This window comes from Fuscovulum blasticum DSM 2131 (genome assembly GCF_003034965.1).
Lineage (GTDB): Bacteria > Pseudomonadota > Alphaproteobacteria > Rhodobacterales > Rhodobacteraceae > Pseudogemmobacter > Pseudogemmobacter blasticus.
In genome coordinates, this window is record NZ_PZKE01000007.1 from 25579 (window position 1) to 40633 (window position 15055).

Here is a 15055-nt window from a genome sequence, read left to right on the forward strand (position 1 = left end):
CCGATGACCACCGACATGATGAACCTGCGCGACCTCGTCGAGAAGACCCCTGATGCCGATCTGCTACGCGAGATGATCGGCTTTGCCGCCGAACGGCTGATGGAGCTGGAGGTCGGCGCCGTGACTGGCGCGGCCTATGGCGAGAAGGATCCGGCGCGACGGGCGCAGCGCAACGGATACCGCGACAGGGATTGGGAGACGCGCGCCGGAACCGTCGAGCTGCGCATCCCGAAGCTTCGGAAAGGCAGCTACTTCCCCGGCTTCCTCGAGCCCCGGCGGATGGCCGAGAAGGCGCTGACCGCGGTGATCCAGGAGGCCTATGTCCAGGGCATCTCCACCCGCTCCGTCGACGATCTGGTCAAGGCCATGGGCATGTCGGGGATCAGCAAGAGCCAGGTCTCGCGGCTCTGCGAAGAGATCGATGGCAAGGTGAAGGCGTTCCTCACCCGCCCGCTCGAAGGCGATTGGCCCTACCTCTGGATCGATGCCACCTACCTCAAGGTTCGGCGCGGCGGGCGGATCGTCTCGGTGGCCGTCATCATCGCCATCGGTGTGAACACGGACGGACGGCGCGAGGTTCTGGGCCTGGAGATCGGCACATCCGAGGCCGAACCGATCTGGACGGAGTTCCTGCGCAAGCTGACCCGCCGGGGGCTGCGCGGGGTCAAGCTGGTCATCAGCGACGCCCATGAAGACATCAAGGCCGCCGTCGCGAAGGTTCTCAGCGCCACCTGGCAGCGCTGCCGCGTCCACTTCCAGCGCAACGCCTTGGCACATGCCGGAAAGAGCGGGCGCAGGGTGGTCTCCGCCTTTATCGCCACAGCCTTCGCCCAGGACACCGCCGAGGCCGCCAGCACCCAGTGGCGTGCCGTGGCCGACCAGATCCGGCCCAAGGTGCCCAAGCTGGCCGCGCTGATGGATGACGCCGAGCACGACGTGCTGGCCTACATGTCCTTCCCGAAGGAACATCGGGCCAAGCTGCACTCGACGAACCCGATCGAGCGGCTGAACGGCGAGATCAAGCGTCGCACAGACGTCGTCGGCATCTTTCCGAACGACGACGCCATCGTCCGCCTCGTCGGTGCCTTGCTTCTCGAACAGAATGATGAGTGGGCCGTCCAGCGCGCCCGCTACATGACACTGGAAACCATCGCACCGATGGGCGAAAATACCGTCATCAGTCTGCCCGCTGCGGCATCCTGATCAACCTGGCCCGCGCCGAGCATCACGGTGACGATCAGCGCCAGCTACACCACTCCACAGGACAGCATCGCCTGCCTGACGCCAAGCGAAAAAGACTTATCGGACGAGGCGTATCTATCATCGTCGTGAGGTCGGTCGAGCGATAGTGGTCGATCATGATCTGGTACGCGGCCTCGAACTCATTTTCGGATAACCACCAATCTTCGCGTCGCTTCTCCTATTCCCCGTACTTACCGTGCGCGAACGTTTCTCGGCGCAAAATGGAGGTCAACCAGCCAAGCGCCCGCCCTTCTGCGAAGAACTGCTTGTTGATGACTTCGCGTTCATCCTTGGCCATATGGGCGTAAAGGATGGGAACCAAACGATCCACGCGATCCCAACTATCTACGATAAAACTCTCTTCGCCGGGGTTCAGGCAATAGGCATCGTTCATGACGTGCCCAAGGCCGAGTAGAAGATTTCGGGCTCTTTGGCTGGTCCAAAGCCTTCCTCGAGCTCTCGAAGTCGCTCAAGTAAGATTTCCGTTTTCCGCAGCGATCCAAGCGCCTTTTGGTGATGGAGGTCCAAGAGAAACTGAGCCGTTGGGTCCGGGCCAGCATCGACCACTGCCCAGAAAATATCGAATTCCGACTGGGTAATCGCATGAGTAGGCCTAATAAGACTGAAATACAGCCGGTAATGGTCTGGGTTGGCTAAGCGATGGCCATCGACCTCCCGCTGGCGGGTCGACCGATCCACCTTCTGGTAGATTTCTATGTGCCCCCAGATCCAGCTGTGGATGTGATGCGCCTTGATCTCTTCCCAGAGGTCGCTGGCAAATCCGGCGCTAAGAGCGCGATCCTGATCGCGGCCAATCTCGCGGGCCGGGTGAATAAGTTGCCGCACCGGCAGGTGCTGGGTCATCACGATCGTTGCGCTGGGATAGAGCTGCGCCAAGGCCTCGAACACCGCCGCCTTCTGTTCCGCGTGCAAGGCCAACATATCGGCCCCGGTAAAGCGTCGACCGGGCGCGGTGCGTATGGCGTGATAGTCGTTGAGCAGGCGCGGCACCACGGTCCGGGCGAGAGCCTCCAGCCCGGGATAAAGCCGGAAGTCGGTCCACAGCGTGGCGCCGATGATCCGCACTCCGGCAAGTTCCGTCACCGCCCCATGCAGGACGCGAATGTCGAGCCCCTCGGCCTTCAGGGCCGCGAGTTGGTGGGCCTCCTCGGCGAGGAGGTCTGACCAGACGGAGCCAGAGGCCTCATGATTGCCCCAGATCAGGACGACCGGGCAGTCATACTTGCGGGCGGATGCCGCCAGAATGTCGAGATGGCGTCCGCGCGTATGGGTGTCGCCACCGATCAGCACGCCGTCGACAGGTGCGCTCGGGTCCGGAAGGTCAAAGCCCTCCCATAATTCGTCATGCAGATCGCTCCAGACCAGAAACCGCGCCATGCCATCCGTTCACAGGGCAAGTTCTGTGACGATGCCGGACGTCGCCAGCGCGGACAACATCACATCGACCCGGGTCACGCCCAGCTCTTCGGCCCGGCGCATGACCTCAATCTGCACGCTCATCGGGACATGCAGCTCCATCACCGACTCGAAGTCACTCTCCGGGTTCGCCCACAGGAATTCCAGCCAGGTGGTCATGCTCTGAGTCCGGTCTGGCGCTGTATTCATAGCTTGATGTCCGAGGCTTGGGGCTGGGCGTTCAGCTTTTCATCGATCTGGGCATTCGCGGCGCTGCGGTCCTGCTCGACCAGATTGTAATCGGTCATGGGGCTGTCCTGGCGCCGCATCTTGCAACTTGAGCCCGAGGCCCTGCAGGATCTGGCCGATCTCACCGGGGCGGATCCGGACGACTTCGCAGCACACAGCTGCATGCCAACGGGCGCGGGCGGCTTCCAGTTCAGAGGCCGCGATCTCCCCCGAGCCTTTCTCGACCGCTCCACACTGAAGCTCTGCCCGCGCTGCGTGCAGGCTGACATTGTGGATCATCGTCGAACCGGCGGTCGGGCAGAATGGCAGATTGATCTGCTCAATGTCTGTCCGGTCCATGGCGTTCTGTTCCAAGCGCTGACACTGCCGGACTATCCGCGCTGCCCGCATGACTTTGCGGGCAGGATGGCCGAGGGGGCATTGTTGGTGCAAGCAGGGCCACAGGCTTGGCGCTTTGCGCGTTACCTGTCTGATCGTCTCCTTCGGCCTTCCCATGGTGAAACCTCCGCGTGGCTGGATGCCCTGCCGATCGATGTCGCCGCGCGGCTGTGCGAGAATGCCGGCATTCTGATGCTGCACGGCCCAGCCGCGCAACTGAAGGCCTTGGATCGCGAAGCCCGCGTCCAAGCTAATGCCACAGGCTTTGCCATCTGTGCCAACGGCCCGGAGGCACTGAGAGACGCCTATGACGGCATCCGCCACCAGTCCTCCAGCGACAGAGGGGGTTCTACACCGACTTCGGCTTCTATACCCGCTGGCTGCAACGCCTGTCGCAGCCGGACCGTCACCGTCCGGTCCTCGATCACTTCCGGACCTTCGTGCTGGAGAGCTACCCTCTCACGCCGGGGCAGGAGGTGTTGGGGAAGCCCCGCACCGAGCAGCGCTGGTTCTCTTGGGCCGATTTGGGGCGCAGGCACGGGCTGAGCACCGGGCGCATTGCCCGCTTCCAGAATGCCAAGGGCCTGAGAGGGAACGATCTACGGCGGGTGGCGCCCGGTCAGCATGAAGACGAGTTGACCGCCCTGGCATCGGGTCTTGATCGCAAGCAGGCCGCTCGGCGCCTGAACCTTCATCCCTCGGCCATCGACCGTTTTGCCGAGGTCGGGGTCCTGCGGCATGCCATCGCCCTGCCGCAGATGGACAGGCTGTTCCTAGGGCGCGATCTCGACCGGTTCATGGCTTCGATCTTCGACAGGGCGATGGTTGTGGACTACGAGCAAGAGGGGGGCGTTTCCCCTGCACAGCATCGCCAACAAGGCCAAGTTGCAACATGCTGATCTGCTGCGTGCCGTCCAGAACGGCCGATTGAAAGCTGCCTGGCGGCTGCGCCACCTCGACGGCCTGCCTGCCCTCAGACTGGATCTGGCTGAGGTCAAGTCGGCCTTCGAGGCGCCGCCGCTCACTGGCCTCACACGAACCGATCTGAACAAACGACTGCATATCAACTGCTCGACCGTCAGCCTTTTACTATCCCGGCGCATGATCGACAGCACGCGGGCCACCAATCCCCGCACCCGCCAGAGCCTGTCGCTGATCGCCCCCGAGGCGGTGGATCGCTTCATCGCGACCTACCTGCCGCTCGGCCTAATGGCCCATGATCTTGGCACGCAGGCAAAACATGTCTCCGCCCGGCTCGACAAGGCCGAGGTCCGGCCCATTCCTTTGCCGGACCGCTGTAGCATGATCTATATTCGCGCAGAGGCCGCGCCCGTCATCGCGATCTAAAACCGAAGCATCGCAGAACTGCGCCCCGTCGATCCCATCGGCGGGGCTTTCTCATGACCGCAAAACGCTCTCAACGCCCCGACAAAAGAGGGTTGAGTTAATCTCGCATGCGGTTTGAGATAATCTCAGCGTCGTTTGCGATACTTACCCGTGTCGCCTGACAATCTGAAAAGTGGTGAGCCCGACAGGATTCGAACCTGTGACCCACTGATTAAAAGTCAGTTGCTCTACCAACTGAGCTACGGGCCCACGCCGCGGCTGGCTAAGGCAAGGCGCCTTTGGCGTCAAGCCCTTAATGCCGCGGTTTCTTAAGGGATGTGTGGTGAGCCGTGGAGGGTTCGAACCTCCGACAAGCTGATTAAGAGTCAGCTGCTCTACCAACTGAGCTAACGGCCCACACACGGGTGCCTTTAAGGGGGCTTGCGGCGGGGGTCAAGGGCTATCGACACCGGCTGGAAATCTGCAGGGTCCAGGCGTATATGCGGGGGATGACGCACGCATCCCCCACAGATCTGCCCTTTCTCAAGATGCACGGGGCCGGAAACGACTTTGTCGTGATTGATTCGCGCGGCCGGGCGGCGGTGACGACGGCAGCGCTGGCACGCGCGGTGGGGGACAGGAACCGCGGCGTCGGCTTTGACCAGCTTGCCGAGATTCGCGACGCGGACGATGCCGATTTCGCGCTGGACTTCTGGAACAACGATGGCAGCCGCGCGGGGGCCTGTGGCAATGCCACCCGCTGCGTGGCCGATCATGTGATGCGCGGGCTGGGCAAGGGTGCCGTCACCTTGCGCACCAGCCGTGGCCTGCTGCGCGCCGAGCGGCTGGCCGACGGGCGGGTGAATGTGAACATGGGCCATCCGCAGCGCCTGTGGCAGGCGGTGCCGCTGGCGCAGGTGGCGGATATGCTGCACCTGCCCCTGCCCGGTGATCCGGTGGCCCTTGGCATGGGTAATCCGCATTGCGTGATGTTCGTCGCGGATGCCGAGGTGGTGGATCTTGCGGCAAAGGGCCCGGTCTACGAACACGATCCGCTGTTCCCCCAGCGGACGAATGTCGAATTTGCCAGCGTGATCGGGCCTGACCGGCTGCGGATGCGGGTCTGGGAGCGCGGGGCCGGCATCACGCTGGCCTGCGGGTCTGGCGCCTGTGCCACGGCGGTGGCGGCGCATCTGCGGGGTCTGACCGGACGGCGGGTGGTGCTGGAACTGGATGGCGGCACGCTGGTGGTTGACTGGCGCGAGGATGGCGTCTGGCTGACCGGGCCTGTGACCTATGTCTTCGAAGGCCGGTTTTCGGCCGGTTTTCTTGCGGCGCTGTCATGAAGCCGCCGGTTTTCGCCACGCTGGGCTGCCGTCTGAATGCCTATGAGACGGAGGCGATGAAGGAACTTGCCATGGCGGCGGGGCTGGATGGGGCGGTGGTGGTGAACACCTGTGCCGTGACATCCGAGGCGGTGCGCAAGGCCAAGCAGGAAATCCGCCGTCTGGCGCGCGAAAACCCCGGTGCGGCGGTCATCGTCACCGGATGCGCGGCGCAGACCGAGCCTGAGACCTTTGCGGCGATGCCCGAGGTGACGCGGGTCATCGGCAACCACGAAAAGATGCAGGCGGAAACCTGGACCGGGCTGGCCGCGCCGGTTGATCTGATTGGCGTGACCGAGAAGGTTCAGGTCAACGACATCATGTCGGTCAGGGAAACCGCCGGCCACCTGATTGACGGGTTCGGCCGGGTGCGGGCCTATGTCCAGGTACAGAACGGCTGCGACCACCGCTGCACCTTCTGCATCATTCCCTATGGCCGCGGCAATTCCCGCTCGGTGCCGGCAGGGGTTGTGGTCGAACAGATCCGGCGGCTGGTGGACAAGGGGTTTCTTGAAGTTGTCCTGACCGGGGTGGATCTGACAAGCTGGGGCGCCGATCTGCCCGGAACACCACGGCTGGGTGATCTGGTGATGCGCATCCTGCGGCTGGTGCCGGATCTGGCGCGGCTGCGGATCAGCTCGATCGACAGCATCGAGGCGGACGAGAATCTGATGCTTGCCATCGCCACCGAACCGAGGCTGATGCCGCATCTGCATCTGAGCCTGCAATCGGGCGATGACATGATCCTGAAACGGATGAAGCGCCGCCATCTGCGCGACGACGCGATCCGGTTCTGCGAAGAGGCCCGCCGCCTGCGCCCTGACATGGTTTTCGGGGCCGACATCATTGCCGGTTTCCCGACCGAAACCGAGGCGATGTTCGACAATTCATTGAAACTGGTCGAAGACTGCGACCTGACCTTCCTGCACGTCTTTCCCTACAGCGCCCGCAAGGGCACCCCGGCGGCACGGATGCCGGCGGTGAAGGGGCCGGAGGTGCGCGAGCGGGCGGCACGGTTGCGGGGGGCGGGCGATCTGGCGCTGGCCCGGCATCTGGCGGCACAGGTCGGGCAGGTGCATCGGGTGCTGACCGAGACGCCGTGGATGGGCCGGACCGAACAGTTCACCGAAGTCAGCTTTGCCGAAGATCAGCCCGAGGGCCGGATCGTGACGGCGCGGATGACGGGGGTGAAAGACGGGCGGCTGACTGCAGTGCCGGTCTGATGGTGATCTTGCCGGTGCGCCGCCCCTCTGCCAGCCTGAGCGGAGCGGTTCAGCGGCGGAGACCACGACCATGAACGGAGAGATGACGCAAAAGGTGCATGACGCGGCTTGTCACTGTGGAACCGTGCGCTTCCGGGTCCGGCTGGCTGATGGGTTCGACAGCCGGCGCCGTTGCACCTGTTCGTATTGCCGAATGCGGGGGGCCGTCGCGGTTTCGGCGCGGCTGGACGACATCGAGTTTCTGGCCGGCGCGGAAAACCTGACGCTTTACCAGTTCAACACCCGCACGGCGAAGCACTACTTCTGCAAGACCTGCGGTATCTACACCCACCACCAGCGGCGGTCCGACCCCAGCCAGTTCGGCATCAACGCTGCCTGTCTGGCCGGGGTCAGCCCGTTCGATTTTGCCGAGGTGCCGGTGATGGATGGCGTGTCGCACCCGGCCGACTCTGGCGGCAGCGCCAGGGTGGCCGGCATCCTGCGCTATGAACCGCAGCCCGACTGACGGACGGATCAGCGACGAATGGTGTCGCCAAGGTCCAGCGTCGGCTCCAGCTCGATGATCTCGGGCGCGCCCGGTGACCGCTTGCCGGCAATGATCTCGGCCGCGCGGCGGCCGATTTCCAGCCGGCAGGCATCCATCGTGGCCAACTTGCGCGGCAGGCCGTCCAGCAGTTCCATCCCGTTGAAGCCCGCAAGGCCCAGTTTGCCGGGCACGTCGATGCCATGGTCAAGGCACCACAGCAGGCCGCCGGCGCCGATCATGTCATTCGAGTAGTAGAGGAAATCGACATCCGGGCTGCGTTTCAGCAGCGCCTCGGTCATTTCGCGGCCCTTCAGCAGCGATGACCCGCCGGTGTAATATTCGCGGTCAACGATCGACAGGCCGGCGCGGGACAGCACCTCCTGGAACCCGTCCAGCCGTTTGCGGGCGCGGTGGTCGGCCACGGGCATATGGGTGCCCAGAAAAGCGATGCGGCGATAACCGGCGCCGATGATCGCCTCGGCCATCTTGCGGCCGGCGCGGTAATGCGAAATGCCCACGGCCGAGACGACCGGCGTGCCGTCGGTATCCATGATCTCGACCACCGGAATTCCGGCCTGGGCCAGCATCGCGCGCGAGGCGTCGGAATGTTCCACCCCGGCCAGGATGATGCCCGAAGGCCGCCAGGACAGCATTTCGTAGATCACCCGCTCTTCCCGGTCGGCGTCATAGTTCGACACGCCGACCACGGGCTGCAGGCCGGTGTCTTCCAGCACCTCGGAGATACCGGTCATCACCTCGGGGAAAACCATGTTCGACAGCGAGGGGATGATCACGCCGACAAGGTTGACCCGCTGGCTGGCCAGCGCGCCGGCAATCTTGTTCGGCACATAGCCAAGCGAACGCGCCGCTTCCAGCACCCGTTCGCGCGTGGTGTCGGACACGTCACCGCGGTTGCGAAGAACCCGGCTGACGGTCATCTCGCTGACGCCCGAGGCTTCTGAAACATCGCGTAGCGTCAGCGGACGGCGGGGATCTGGCGGCGGCTTTGACACTGGACCTGGCTTCCGAAAGGGCACTGGAATCTTGTTAGCGCCAAAGGAAGGCCTTGTCCAAGGTGCAATCCTTTGCTACCGATAGCGCTAACGGCACCCGCGCCGGCGATACCCCTGCGTCCGCAAGCTCTCAGACGGTGGCGCAAGGGAAAAATGAGGGGGAGTGGTGGGCCAAAAATCGCTCCCCCTTACCATTTCAGGCAAAATTCATCGCGGGCCAATGCGGCAGAGTTGCCTTGCCGTGGCAGTTTGTGCATTGAAGGCGGCGGCGGCCCCGTAGCTCAACGGATAGAGCGTCCCCCTCCTAAGGGGAAGGTTGCAGGTTCAAGTCCTGCCGGGGTCACCAGATAGCCTGTCAGTGCTGGTGTGGGGGAAGGGTCTGCCGGGCAAGGGGCCACCTTCCGCCAGACCTGGACACGGCCCTGGCAAGAAAAGGACGCCTGAATGCACCTGGTCAACCGCACCTTCGACGAACTTGCCCCGGGCGATGTGGCCGAGATGCGGCGGCTGATCACGGCGGATGATGCCTATATCTTCGCCGTCGCCTCGGGCAATCACAACCCGATGCACTTGACCGACAGCGATCTGGACGGCGATGGCCAGACCGAGCGTGTCGTGCCGGGCATGTTGGTGGCCTCGCTGATCTCGGCGGTTCTGGGGATGAAACTGCCCGGCCCGGGAACGCTGTATCGCCGGCAGGTGCTGGATTTCCATGCCCGCGTTCATGCCGGTGAAGAGATGATTACCCGGGTCGAGGTGCTGGAGAAACTGGCGGATGGCGCGGTTCGGCTGGCCACATCGGTCAGGCGCGCGGGCGATGGCGTGCCCGTGCTGACTGGCGAAGCCGTGGTTCAGGCCCCGTCCGAAAAGTTTGACCATGACGGGATCGAGGTTCCGGGCCTGATCGTGGAACGCCACCGTCATTTCGAGGCGCTTCTGGCCCGTGCCCGCCCCTTGCCTGCGCTGCCAACCGCCGTGGTCTGTCCGGACGATCCGAATTCGTTGCAGGGGGCGTTGCTGGCGGCTGAGGAGGGGATCATCACCCCGGTGCTGATTGGCCGGGCCGCGGCAATTCAGGCCGTGGCGCAGGAGACGGGCGCCGATCTGACCGGGGTCGAGATCGTGGATGTTGCCGAAGACACGGCCGCGGCGGCAATGGCCTGCGCGATGGTGCGCGAAGGGCGCGTGGCGGCGGTGATGAAGGGGCACCTGCACACCGACGATCTGCTGCGCCCCATGCTGGACAAGGATCTTGGGCTGCGGGTCGGACGCAGGTTTACCCATGTCTTCGTGATGGATGTTCCCGGCCAGCCCGAACCCGTGATGGTGACCGATGCGGCGATCAACATCGCCCCCGATCTGACAACCAAGGTCGACATCTGCCAGAACGCCATTGATCTGGCACTTTCGCTGGGGATGGAGCCGCGCGTTGGTGTGCTGTCGGCGGTTGAGACGGTGAACCCGGCGATCCAGTCCTCGATCGACGCGGCGCTGCTGTCCAAGATGGCGGATCGCGGCCAGATCACCGGCGGGCTGGTCGAAGGGCCACTGGCCATGGACAACGCGGTGGACATCGGGGCGGCGCGGACCAAGGGGCTGAAGGGGGGCGTCGCCGGCCGGGCGAACATCCTGGTGGTGCCGGGCCTGGATGCGGGCAACATGCTGGCCAAGCAACTGGCCTTCATGAGCCATGCCGAAGGCGCCGGTCTGGTCCTGGGCGCGCGCGTGCCGGTTATCCTGAACTCGCGCTCGGACAGCCCGATGTCTCGGCTGGCCTCCTGCGCGGTGGCGGCCATCCATCACTTTGCGCAGCAGGGCAAGCGGCGGTGATCGGGCAGCGCGCGCTGAACCTCAGGATGCGGCTTGCAGGGCGGCAACCAGGTCTGTGACCGGCAGAACGACCGGATTGCCCCGCATTGAGGAACTGGCGCGGGCCGCTTCGGCCACTTCCAAGTGCCGGGCGGGGGCAAGGCCCTGTGCGGCAAGCCCCGGCAGGCCGGCGGCCCGCACCCATGCGCCAAGGGTTTCGGGCGCGGCATCCGCCGCCCCGACAAGGGCGTCGGCAATCCAGCCAAAAACCAGATCAAGCCGGCGGGCGGTGTCGCCGGTCGCATGGCGGCGGTTGAGCCGCATGATCGCCGGCAGCAGCGCCCCGCAGATGGCGCCATGCGGGGCAGGGGTGAACCCTCCGATCACGCCCGCCAGCCCGTGAACCGCGCCAAGACCGGCGTTGGTCAAGGCAAGCCCCCCGGTCAGGCTGACCCAGGCCAGCGCGTCCCGCGCCTGCGGATCTTCGGTTTCCATCAGCCGGACCAAGGCGGCCACCCCCTGACCAATGGCAGGGGCCGTGATGGCATCGGTAAAGGCATTGGCCTTGCAGGACACATAGGGTTCAATGACCTGCGTGATCGCATCCAGCCCCGAGGCCAGCGTGATGCTGCGCGGGGTGTGGTCCGTCAGGCCCGGGTCAATGATTGCCAGCCGGGCCAGCATCCGGTCATCGCGCAGCGAAACCTTCCGGCCATGGTCAGGCAGGCCGATAACCGCGTTGCGCGTTACCTCGGCCCCCGTTCCGGCGGTGGTGGGCAGGGCGATGAACGGCAGCGGCGGCGCGGCAAGCGGCAGCGCCTGCCCGACGATTTCAAGATGCGGCACCGGGCCGCCCGGCGCGGGAACAAGGGCGGCCAGAGCCTTGCCCAGATCCAGCGCCGCCCCGCCGCCGATGGCGGCCACCCACAGCGGCCGGAACGGGCGGCTTGCTTGCAGGGCGTCCTCAAGCAGGGCAAGTGTGGGTTCCTGTCCGCAGGGCAGGGCAAGGATCTCGGCCCCCTCGGCCCGAAGCCCGTCCATCAGCCAGGCCGCGCGGGCGGGGTTCGCGCCATGCACGATCAGCCCGCGCCCGCCAAAGGCGCGAATGGCGGCGGGTGCCTTGGCGGCCTCGCCCCGGCCGAACAGGATGCGGCCCGGGGCGATGATCGAAAAGGGTGTCATACCGTCATGGTGGCCGCGACGGCCCGGCCCCAACGGGCATATTTCGCATCGCGGGTTTCCGGTGCCATTTCCGGGGTGAAGCGGCGGTCCAGTGCCCAGGATTTCTGGAATTCTTCGGGCCTGGCACAAAGCCCGGCTTGCAGGCCGGCAAGGTAAGCAGCCCCAAGGGCGGTGGTTTCCGTCACCACGGGCCGATCAACCGGCGCGCCAAGAATGTCTGACAGGAACTGCATGGCCCAGTCCGACGCGCTCATCCCGCCATCGACGCGCAGGATGCCGTCGGGGGCTGCCCCCCAATCGGAGCGCATCGCTTCCAGCAGGTCGCGGGTCTGGTAGCCCACGCTTTCCAGTGCGGCCCGGGCCAGTTCGGCGGGGCCCGAGTTGCGGGTCAGGCCATAGATCGCCCCCCGGCAATCGGGCCGCCAATAGGGCGCCCCAAGCCCGGTGAAAGCCGGCACAAGCACCACGTTCAGCGCCGGGTCGGCGGCTTCGGCAAGCGGCTGGGTTTCCTTCGCCTCACGGATGATCTTCAGCCCGTCGCGCAGCCATTGCACCACGGCCCCCGCGATGAAGATTGACCCTTCCAGCGCATAGGTCGTCTGCCCCTCCAGCCGGTAGGCGATGGTCGTCAGCAGGCGGTTTTTTCGACGGGACCAGATCGCCGCCGGTGTTCAGCAGCGCAAAGCAGCCGGTGCCGTAGGTTGATTTCATCATGCCGGGGGCAAAGCAGGCCTGGCCGATGGTGGCGGCCTGCTGGTCGCCGGCGACACCGAGAATGGGGATTTCACGCCCGAACAGATCAGGCCGTGTGGTGCCGTAGCTGGCCGCGCAATCACGCACCTCGGGCAGAAGGGCCATGGGAATATCCAGCAGGCCGCAGATTTCGGCATCCCAGGTGTTGGTGGCGATGTTGAACAGCAGGGTGCGGGCGGCATTGGTGGCGTCGGTCGCATGGGTCTTGCCGCCGGTCAGGTTCCAGATCAGCCAGCTATCCACCGTGCCAAAGGCCAGTTCGCCGCGGCTTGCCCGCGCGCGGGCATCGGGGATGCTGTCCAGCAGCCACTTCAGCTTGGTGCCCGAGAAATAGGGGTCAAGCAGCAGGCCGGTGCGGGCGGTGATCATCGGCTCGTGCCCGGCGTCCTTGAGCGCGCTGCACAGCGGGGCGGTGCGGCGGTCCTGCCAGACAATGGCTGGGGCCAGCGGCTGGCCGGTGGCGCGGTCCCACAGCATCGTGGTCTCGCGCTGGTTGGTGATGCCGATGGCGGCGATCCGGGTCGCCTTGATGCCCGCCTTTTCAATGACCGCGCGGGCGGTAGCGGCAACGGTTGACCACAGATCGGCGGGGTCATGCTCGACCCAGCCGGGCTGCGGGTAGGATTGGCGGAATTCTTCCTGTGCCGTGGCAACGGGGCGCAGCACGGCATCGAACAGGATGGCGCGCGATGAGGTGGTGCCCTGGTCGATGGCAAGAATGTAGGACATTGCGGCAGGCCTTTGCAGCGGGTGCCCGGTGCGGGGCAAGGGGCGGGCGGCCCGATTGGGCCGCCCGTCCGGTTCGGTTTACTGCCAGGACTTGATCAGCTCGTCATAGCTGATGGTTTCCGGCTTGGGATCTTCGTTCTCAAGCTTGGCCACCGGCGCGCCGGGGGCATCCAGCCAGATCTGCGCATCCTGCTCTTCGTTCATCTTCGGGCCGATGTCGCCCTGAACTCCGGCACGTTCCAGACGTTCCAGCACCTTTTCCTGCTCGGCGCACAGGGCATCAAGCGCCTCTTGCGGGGTCTTGGCCCCCGACATGGCGTCGCCGATGTTCTGCCACCAAAGCTGGGCCAGCTTCGGATAGTCCGGGATGTTGGTGCCCGTGGGCGACCAGGCCACCCGCGCGGGCGAGCGATAGAATTCCACCAGACCGCCCAGTTTCGGGGCGCGTTCGGTGAAGCTCTTGTCCTGGATCGTCGACTCGCGGATGAAGGTCAGGCCGACGTGGCTTTTCTTCACGTCCACCGTCTTCGAGGTCACGAACTGCGCGTAAAGCCAGGCGGCTTGCGCGCGGTCGACCGGGGTCGACTTCATCAGCGTCCAGGAACCCACGTCCTGATAGCCGATCTTGGTGCCTTCGCTCCAATAGGCGCCATGCGGCGAGGGGGCCATGCGCCACTTGGGCGTGCCGTCCTCGTTCATCACCGGCAGGCCGGGCTTGACCATGTCGGCGGTGAAGGCGGTGTACCAGAACATCTGCTGGGCGATGTTGCCCTGCGCGGGCACGGGGCCGGCCTCGCCAAAGGTCATACCCTGCGCTTCGGGCGGTGTGTACTTCTTCAGCCAGTCAATCGCCTTGGTCACGGCATAGACCGCGGCCGCATCGTTGGTTGCCCCGCCACGCGCCACGCAAGACCCGACGGGACGGCTGTTTTCATCGACGCGGATGCCCCATTCATCGACCGGCAGACCGTTCGGATCGCCCTTGTCGCCCATGCCGGCCATCGACATCCAGGCATCGGTGTAGCGCCAGCCCAGCGAGGGGTCTTTCTTGCCATAGTCCATGTTGCCATAGACGCCGGTCGCCGGCCCGCCCATGTAAGACATGTCACGGCCGGTGAAGAACTCGGCGATGTCCTCATAGGCCGACCAGTTGACCGGAACCCCCAGGTCATAACCATACTTGGCCTTGAAGTCGTCCTTGGTCTTCTGGTCGCTGAACCAGTCGTAGCGGAACCAGTACAGGTTGGCGAACTGCTGGTCGGGCAGTTGATACAGCTTGCCATCGGGGGCGGTGGTGAACTTGGCCCCGATGAAATCGGCAAGGTCAAGGTTGGGGTTGGTCACGGCCGCGCCTTCGCCGGCCATCCAGTCGGTCAGGTTGCGCGCCTGCTGATAGCGCCAGTGGGTGCCGATCAGGTCGCTGTCGTTGATATAGGCGTCATAGATGTTCTCGCCCGACTGCATCTGCGTCTGCAACTTTTCCACCACGTCGCCTTCGCCGATCAGATCGTGGGTGATCTTGATGCCGGTGATGGCGGTGAAGGCCGGTGCCAGCACCTTGGATTCGTATTCATGCGTGGTGATGGTTTCCGAGACGACCTTGATTTCCATGCCCGCATAGGGCTTGGCCGCGTCGATGAACCACTGCATCTCGGCTTCCTGATCGGCGCGGCTCAGCGTCGAGAGGTCGCCGATTTCGGCATCGAGAAAGGCCTTGGCGGCCTCCATGTCTGCCCAGGCCGGCAGGCCCGTGGCCATGAGCGCGAGCGCCATGGCGGTTGCGGTTGCGCGAAGTCTCATCGTGTTCCTCCCATTGAACAGATT

General features: G+C 64.8%; 14 protein-coding genes, 3 tRNA genes and 1 pseudogene. 9 read left to right on the forward strand and 9 right to left on the reverse strand.

Annotation, left to right across the window (positions count from 1 at the left end; genetic code table 11):
* The first annotated feature begins 3 nt into the window (after positions 1-3).
* Positions 4-1203 carry an IS256 family transposase gene (locus C5F44_RS08745; RefSeq protein ID WP_107673149.1) on the forward strand — a complete coding sequence of 400 codons (1200 nt, stop codon included), beginning with the start codon at positions 4-6 and terminating at the stop codon, positions 1201-1203.
* Between the two features lie 217 nt (positions 1204-1420).
* On the opposite strand, the gene C5F44_RS08750 is transcribed toward C5F44_RS08745, so the two are convergent.
* The 3 genes from C5F44_RS08750 to C5F44_RS08760 are packed head-to-tail and all read right to left on the reverse strand — an operon-like array spanning position 1421 to position 2838.
* Positions 1421-1636: a hypothetical protein gene (locus C5F44_RS08750; protein ID WP_107673150.1), complete on the reverse strand. Its 216-nt coding sequence runs from the start codon at positions 1634-1636 to the stop codon at positions 1421-1423.
* Complete coding sequence (locus C5F44_RS08755) at positions 1633-2640, reverse strand: metallophosphoesterase (RefSeq protein WP_107673151.1); 1008 nt, start codon at positions 2638-2640, stop codon at positions 1633-1635. Before C5F44_RS08755 ends, C5F44_RS08750 begins: the two co-directional genes overlap by 4 nt.
* Positions 2641-2649: 9 nt before the next feature.
* Positions 2650-2838: a hypothetical protein gene (locus C5F44_RS08760; protein WP_107673152.1), complete on the reverse strand. Its 189-nt coding sequence runs from the start codon at positions 2836-2838 to the stop codon at positions 2650-2652.
* Between the two features lie 126 nt (positions 2839-2964).
* Between C5F44_RS08760 and C5F44_RS18315 the strand changes: the two genes are divergently transcribed.
* From C5F44_RS18315 to C5F44_RS17820, 3 genes are read left to right on the forward strand one after another with little or no spacing between them, the layout of a single operon-like run.
* Entirely contained in the window at positions 2965-3831 is an 867-nt protein-coding gene (locus C5F44_RS18315) for a TniQ family protein (RefSeq protein ID WP_107673153.1), read from the forward strand.
* Entirely contained in the window at positions 3726-4184 is a 459-nt protein-coding gene (locus C5F44_RS17980) for a hypothetical protein (RefSeq protein WP_181318240.1), read from the forward strand. Before C5F44_RS18315 ends, C5F44_RS17980 begins: the two co-directional genes overlap by 106 nt.
* Entirely contained in the window at positions 4171-4632 is a 462-nt protein-coding gene (locus tag C5F44_RS17820) for a hypothetical protein (RefSeq protein WP_146161921.1), read from the forward strand. Before C5F44_RS17980 ends, C5F44_RS17820 begins: the two co-directional genes overlap by 14 nt.
* Positions 4633-4805: 173 nt before the next feature.
* Here C5F44_RS17820 and C5F44_RS08780 read toward each other — a convergent pair.
* Positions 4806-4881, reverse strand: a tRNA-Lys gene (locus tag C5F44_RS08780).
* 71 nt (positions 4882-4952) lie between these two features.
* Positions 4953-5028, reverse strand: a tRNA-Lys gene (locus C5F44_RS08785).
* 92 nt (positions 5029-5120) lie between these two features.
* Here C5F44_RS08785 and dapF point away from each other — a divergent pair.
* From dapF to C5F44_RS08800, 3 genes are all read left to right on the forward strand, one after another.
* Positions 5121-5957 (forward strand): diaminopimelate epimerase, encoded by an 837-nt coding sequence (dapF, locus tag C5F44_RS08790; protein WP_107673156.1) that lies wholly within the window; start codon positions 5121-5123, stop codon positions 5955-5957.
* Complete coding sequence (mtaB, locus tag C5F44_RS08795; protein WP_107673157.1) at positions 5954-7219, forward strand: tRNA (N(6)-L-threonylcarbamoyladenosine(37)-C(2))-methylthiotransferase MtaB; 1266 nt, start codon at positions 5954-5956, stop codon at positions 7217-7219. The genes dapF and mtaB overlap by 4 nt, the downstream gene beginning before the upstream one ends.
* Positions 7220-7301: 82 nt before the next feature.
* Complete coding sequence (locus C5F44_RS08800; RefSeq protein ID WP_219908673.1) at positions 7302-7724, forward strand: GFA family protein; 423 nt, start codon at positions 7302-7304, stop codon at positions 7722-7724.
* An 8-nt stretch (positions 7725-7732) separates the two neighbouring features.
* Here the strand turns inward: C5F44_RS08800 and C5F44_RS08805 are convergent, their stop codons facing one another.
* Positions 7733-8758: a LacI family DNA-binding transcriptional regulator gene (locus C5F44_RS08805; protein ID WP_107673159.1), complete on the reverse strand. Its 1026-nt coding sequence runs from the start codon at positions 8756-8758 to the stop codon at positions 7733-7735.
* A 270-nt stretch (positions 8759-9028) separates the two neighbouring features.
* Here C5F44_RS08805 and C5F44_RS08810 point away from each other — a divergent pair.
* Together C5F44_RS08810 and C5F44_RS08815 are read left to right on the forward strand one after the other, a co-directional pair.
* Positions 9029-9104 (forward strand) — tRNA-Arg (locus C5F44_RS08810).
* A 98-nt stretch (positions 9105-9202) separates the two neighbouring features.
* Positions 9203-10588 (forward strand): bifunctional enoyl-CoA hydratase/phosphate acetyltransferase, encoded by a 1386-nt coding sequence (locus C5F44_RS08815; RefSeq protein WP_107673160.1) that lies wholly within the window; start codon positions 9203-9205, stop codon positions 10586-10588.
* Between the two features lie 21 nt (positions 10589-10609).
* Here the strand turns inward: C5F44_RS08815 and C5F44_RS08820 are convergent, their stop codons facing one another.
* From C5F44_RS08820 to C5F44_RS08830, 3 genes and pseudogenes are all read right to left on the reverse strand, one after another.
* A complete protein-coding gene (locus C5F44_RS08820) occupies positions 10610-11749 on the reverse strand; it encodes an iron-containing alcohol dehydrogenase (protein ID WP_107673161.1) in 1140 nt (379 codons plus the stop codon).
* A pseudogene (gene glpK / locus C5F44_RS08825) lies at positions 11746-13231 on the reverse strand (glycerol kinase GlpK). Before glpK ends, C5F44_RS08820 begins: the two are co-directional and overlap by 4 nt.
* A 78-nt stretch (positions 13232-13309) precedes the next feature.
* Positions 13310-15031: an ABC transporter substrate-binding protein gene (locus C5F44_RS08830; RefSeq protein WP_107673162.1), complete on the reverse strand. Its 1722-nt coding sequence runs from the start codon at positions 15029-15031 to the stop codon at positions 13310-13312.
* Between the last annotated feature and the right edge of the window lie 24 nt (positions 15032-15055).

Bases quoted from the DNA above. Each gene is read 5' to 3' on its own strand.
- C5F44_RS08745 (WP_107673149.1), top strand. From the start codon at position 4: ATGACCACCGACATGATGAACCTGCGCGACCTCGTCGAGAAGACCCCT.
- C5F44_RS08750 (WP_107673150.1), bottom strand. From the start codon at position 1,636: ATGAACGATGCCTATTGCCTGAACCCCGGCGAAGAGAGTTTTATCGTA.
- C5F44_RS08755 (WP_107673151.1), bottom strand. From the start codon at position 2,640: ATGGCGCGGTTTCTGGTCTGGAGCGATCTGCATGACGAATTATGGGAG.
- C5F44_RS08760 (WP_107673152.1), bottom strand. From the start codon at position 2,838: ATGACCACCTGGCTGGAATTCCTGTGGGCGAACCCGGAGAGTGACTTC.
- C5F44_RS18315 (WP_107673153.1), top strand. From the start codon at position 2,965: ATGGGGCTGTCCTGGCGCCGCATCTTGCAACTTGAGCCCGAGGCCCTG.
- dapF (WP_107673156.1), top strand. From the start codon at position 5,121: ATGACGCACGCATCCCCCACAGATCTGCCCTTTCTCAAGATGCACGGG.
- mtaB (WP_107673157.1), top strand. From the start codon at position 5,954: ATGAAGCCGCCGGTTTTCGCCACGCTGGGCTGCCGTCTGAATGCCTAT.
- C5F44_RS08800 (WP_219908673.1), top strand. From the start codon at position 7,302: ATGACGCAAAAGGTGCATGACGCGGCTTGTCACTGTGGAACCGTGCGC.
- C5F44_RS08815 (WP_107673160.1), top strand. From the start codon at position 9,203: ATGCACCTGGTCAACCGCACCTTCGACGAACTTGCCCCGGGCGATGTG.
- C5F44_RS08820 (WP_107673161.1), bottom strand. From the start codon at position 11,749: ATGACACCCTTTTCGATCATCGCCCCGGGCCGCATCCTGTTCGGCCGG.
- C5F44_RS08830 (WP_107673162.1), bottom strand. From the start codon at position 15,031: ATGAGACTTCGCGCAACCGCAACCGCCATGGCGCTCGCGCTCATGGCC.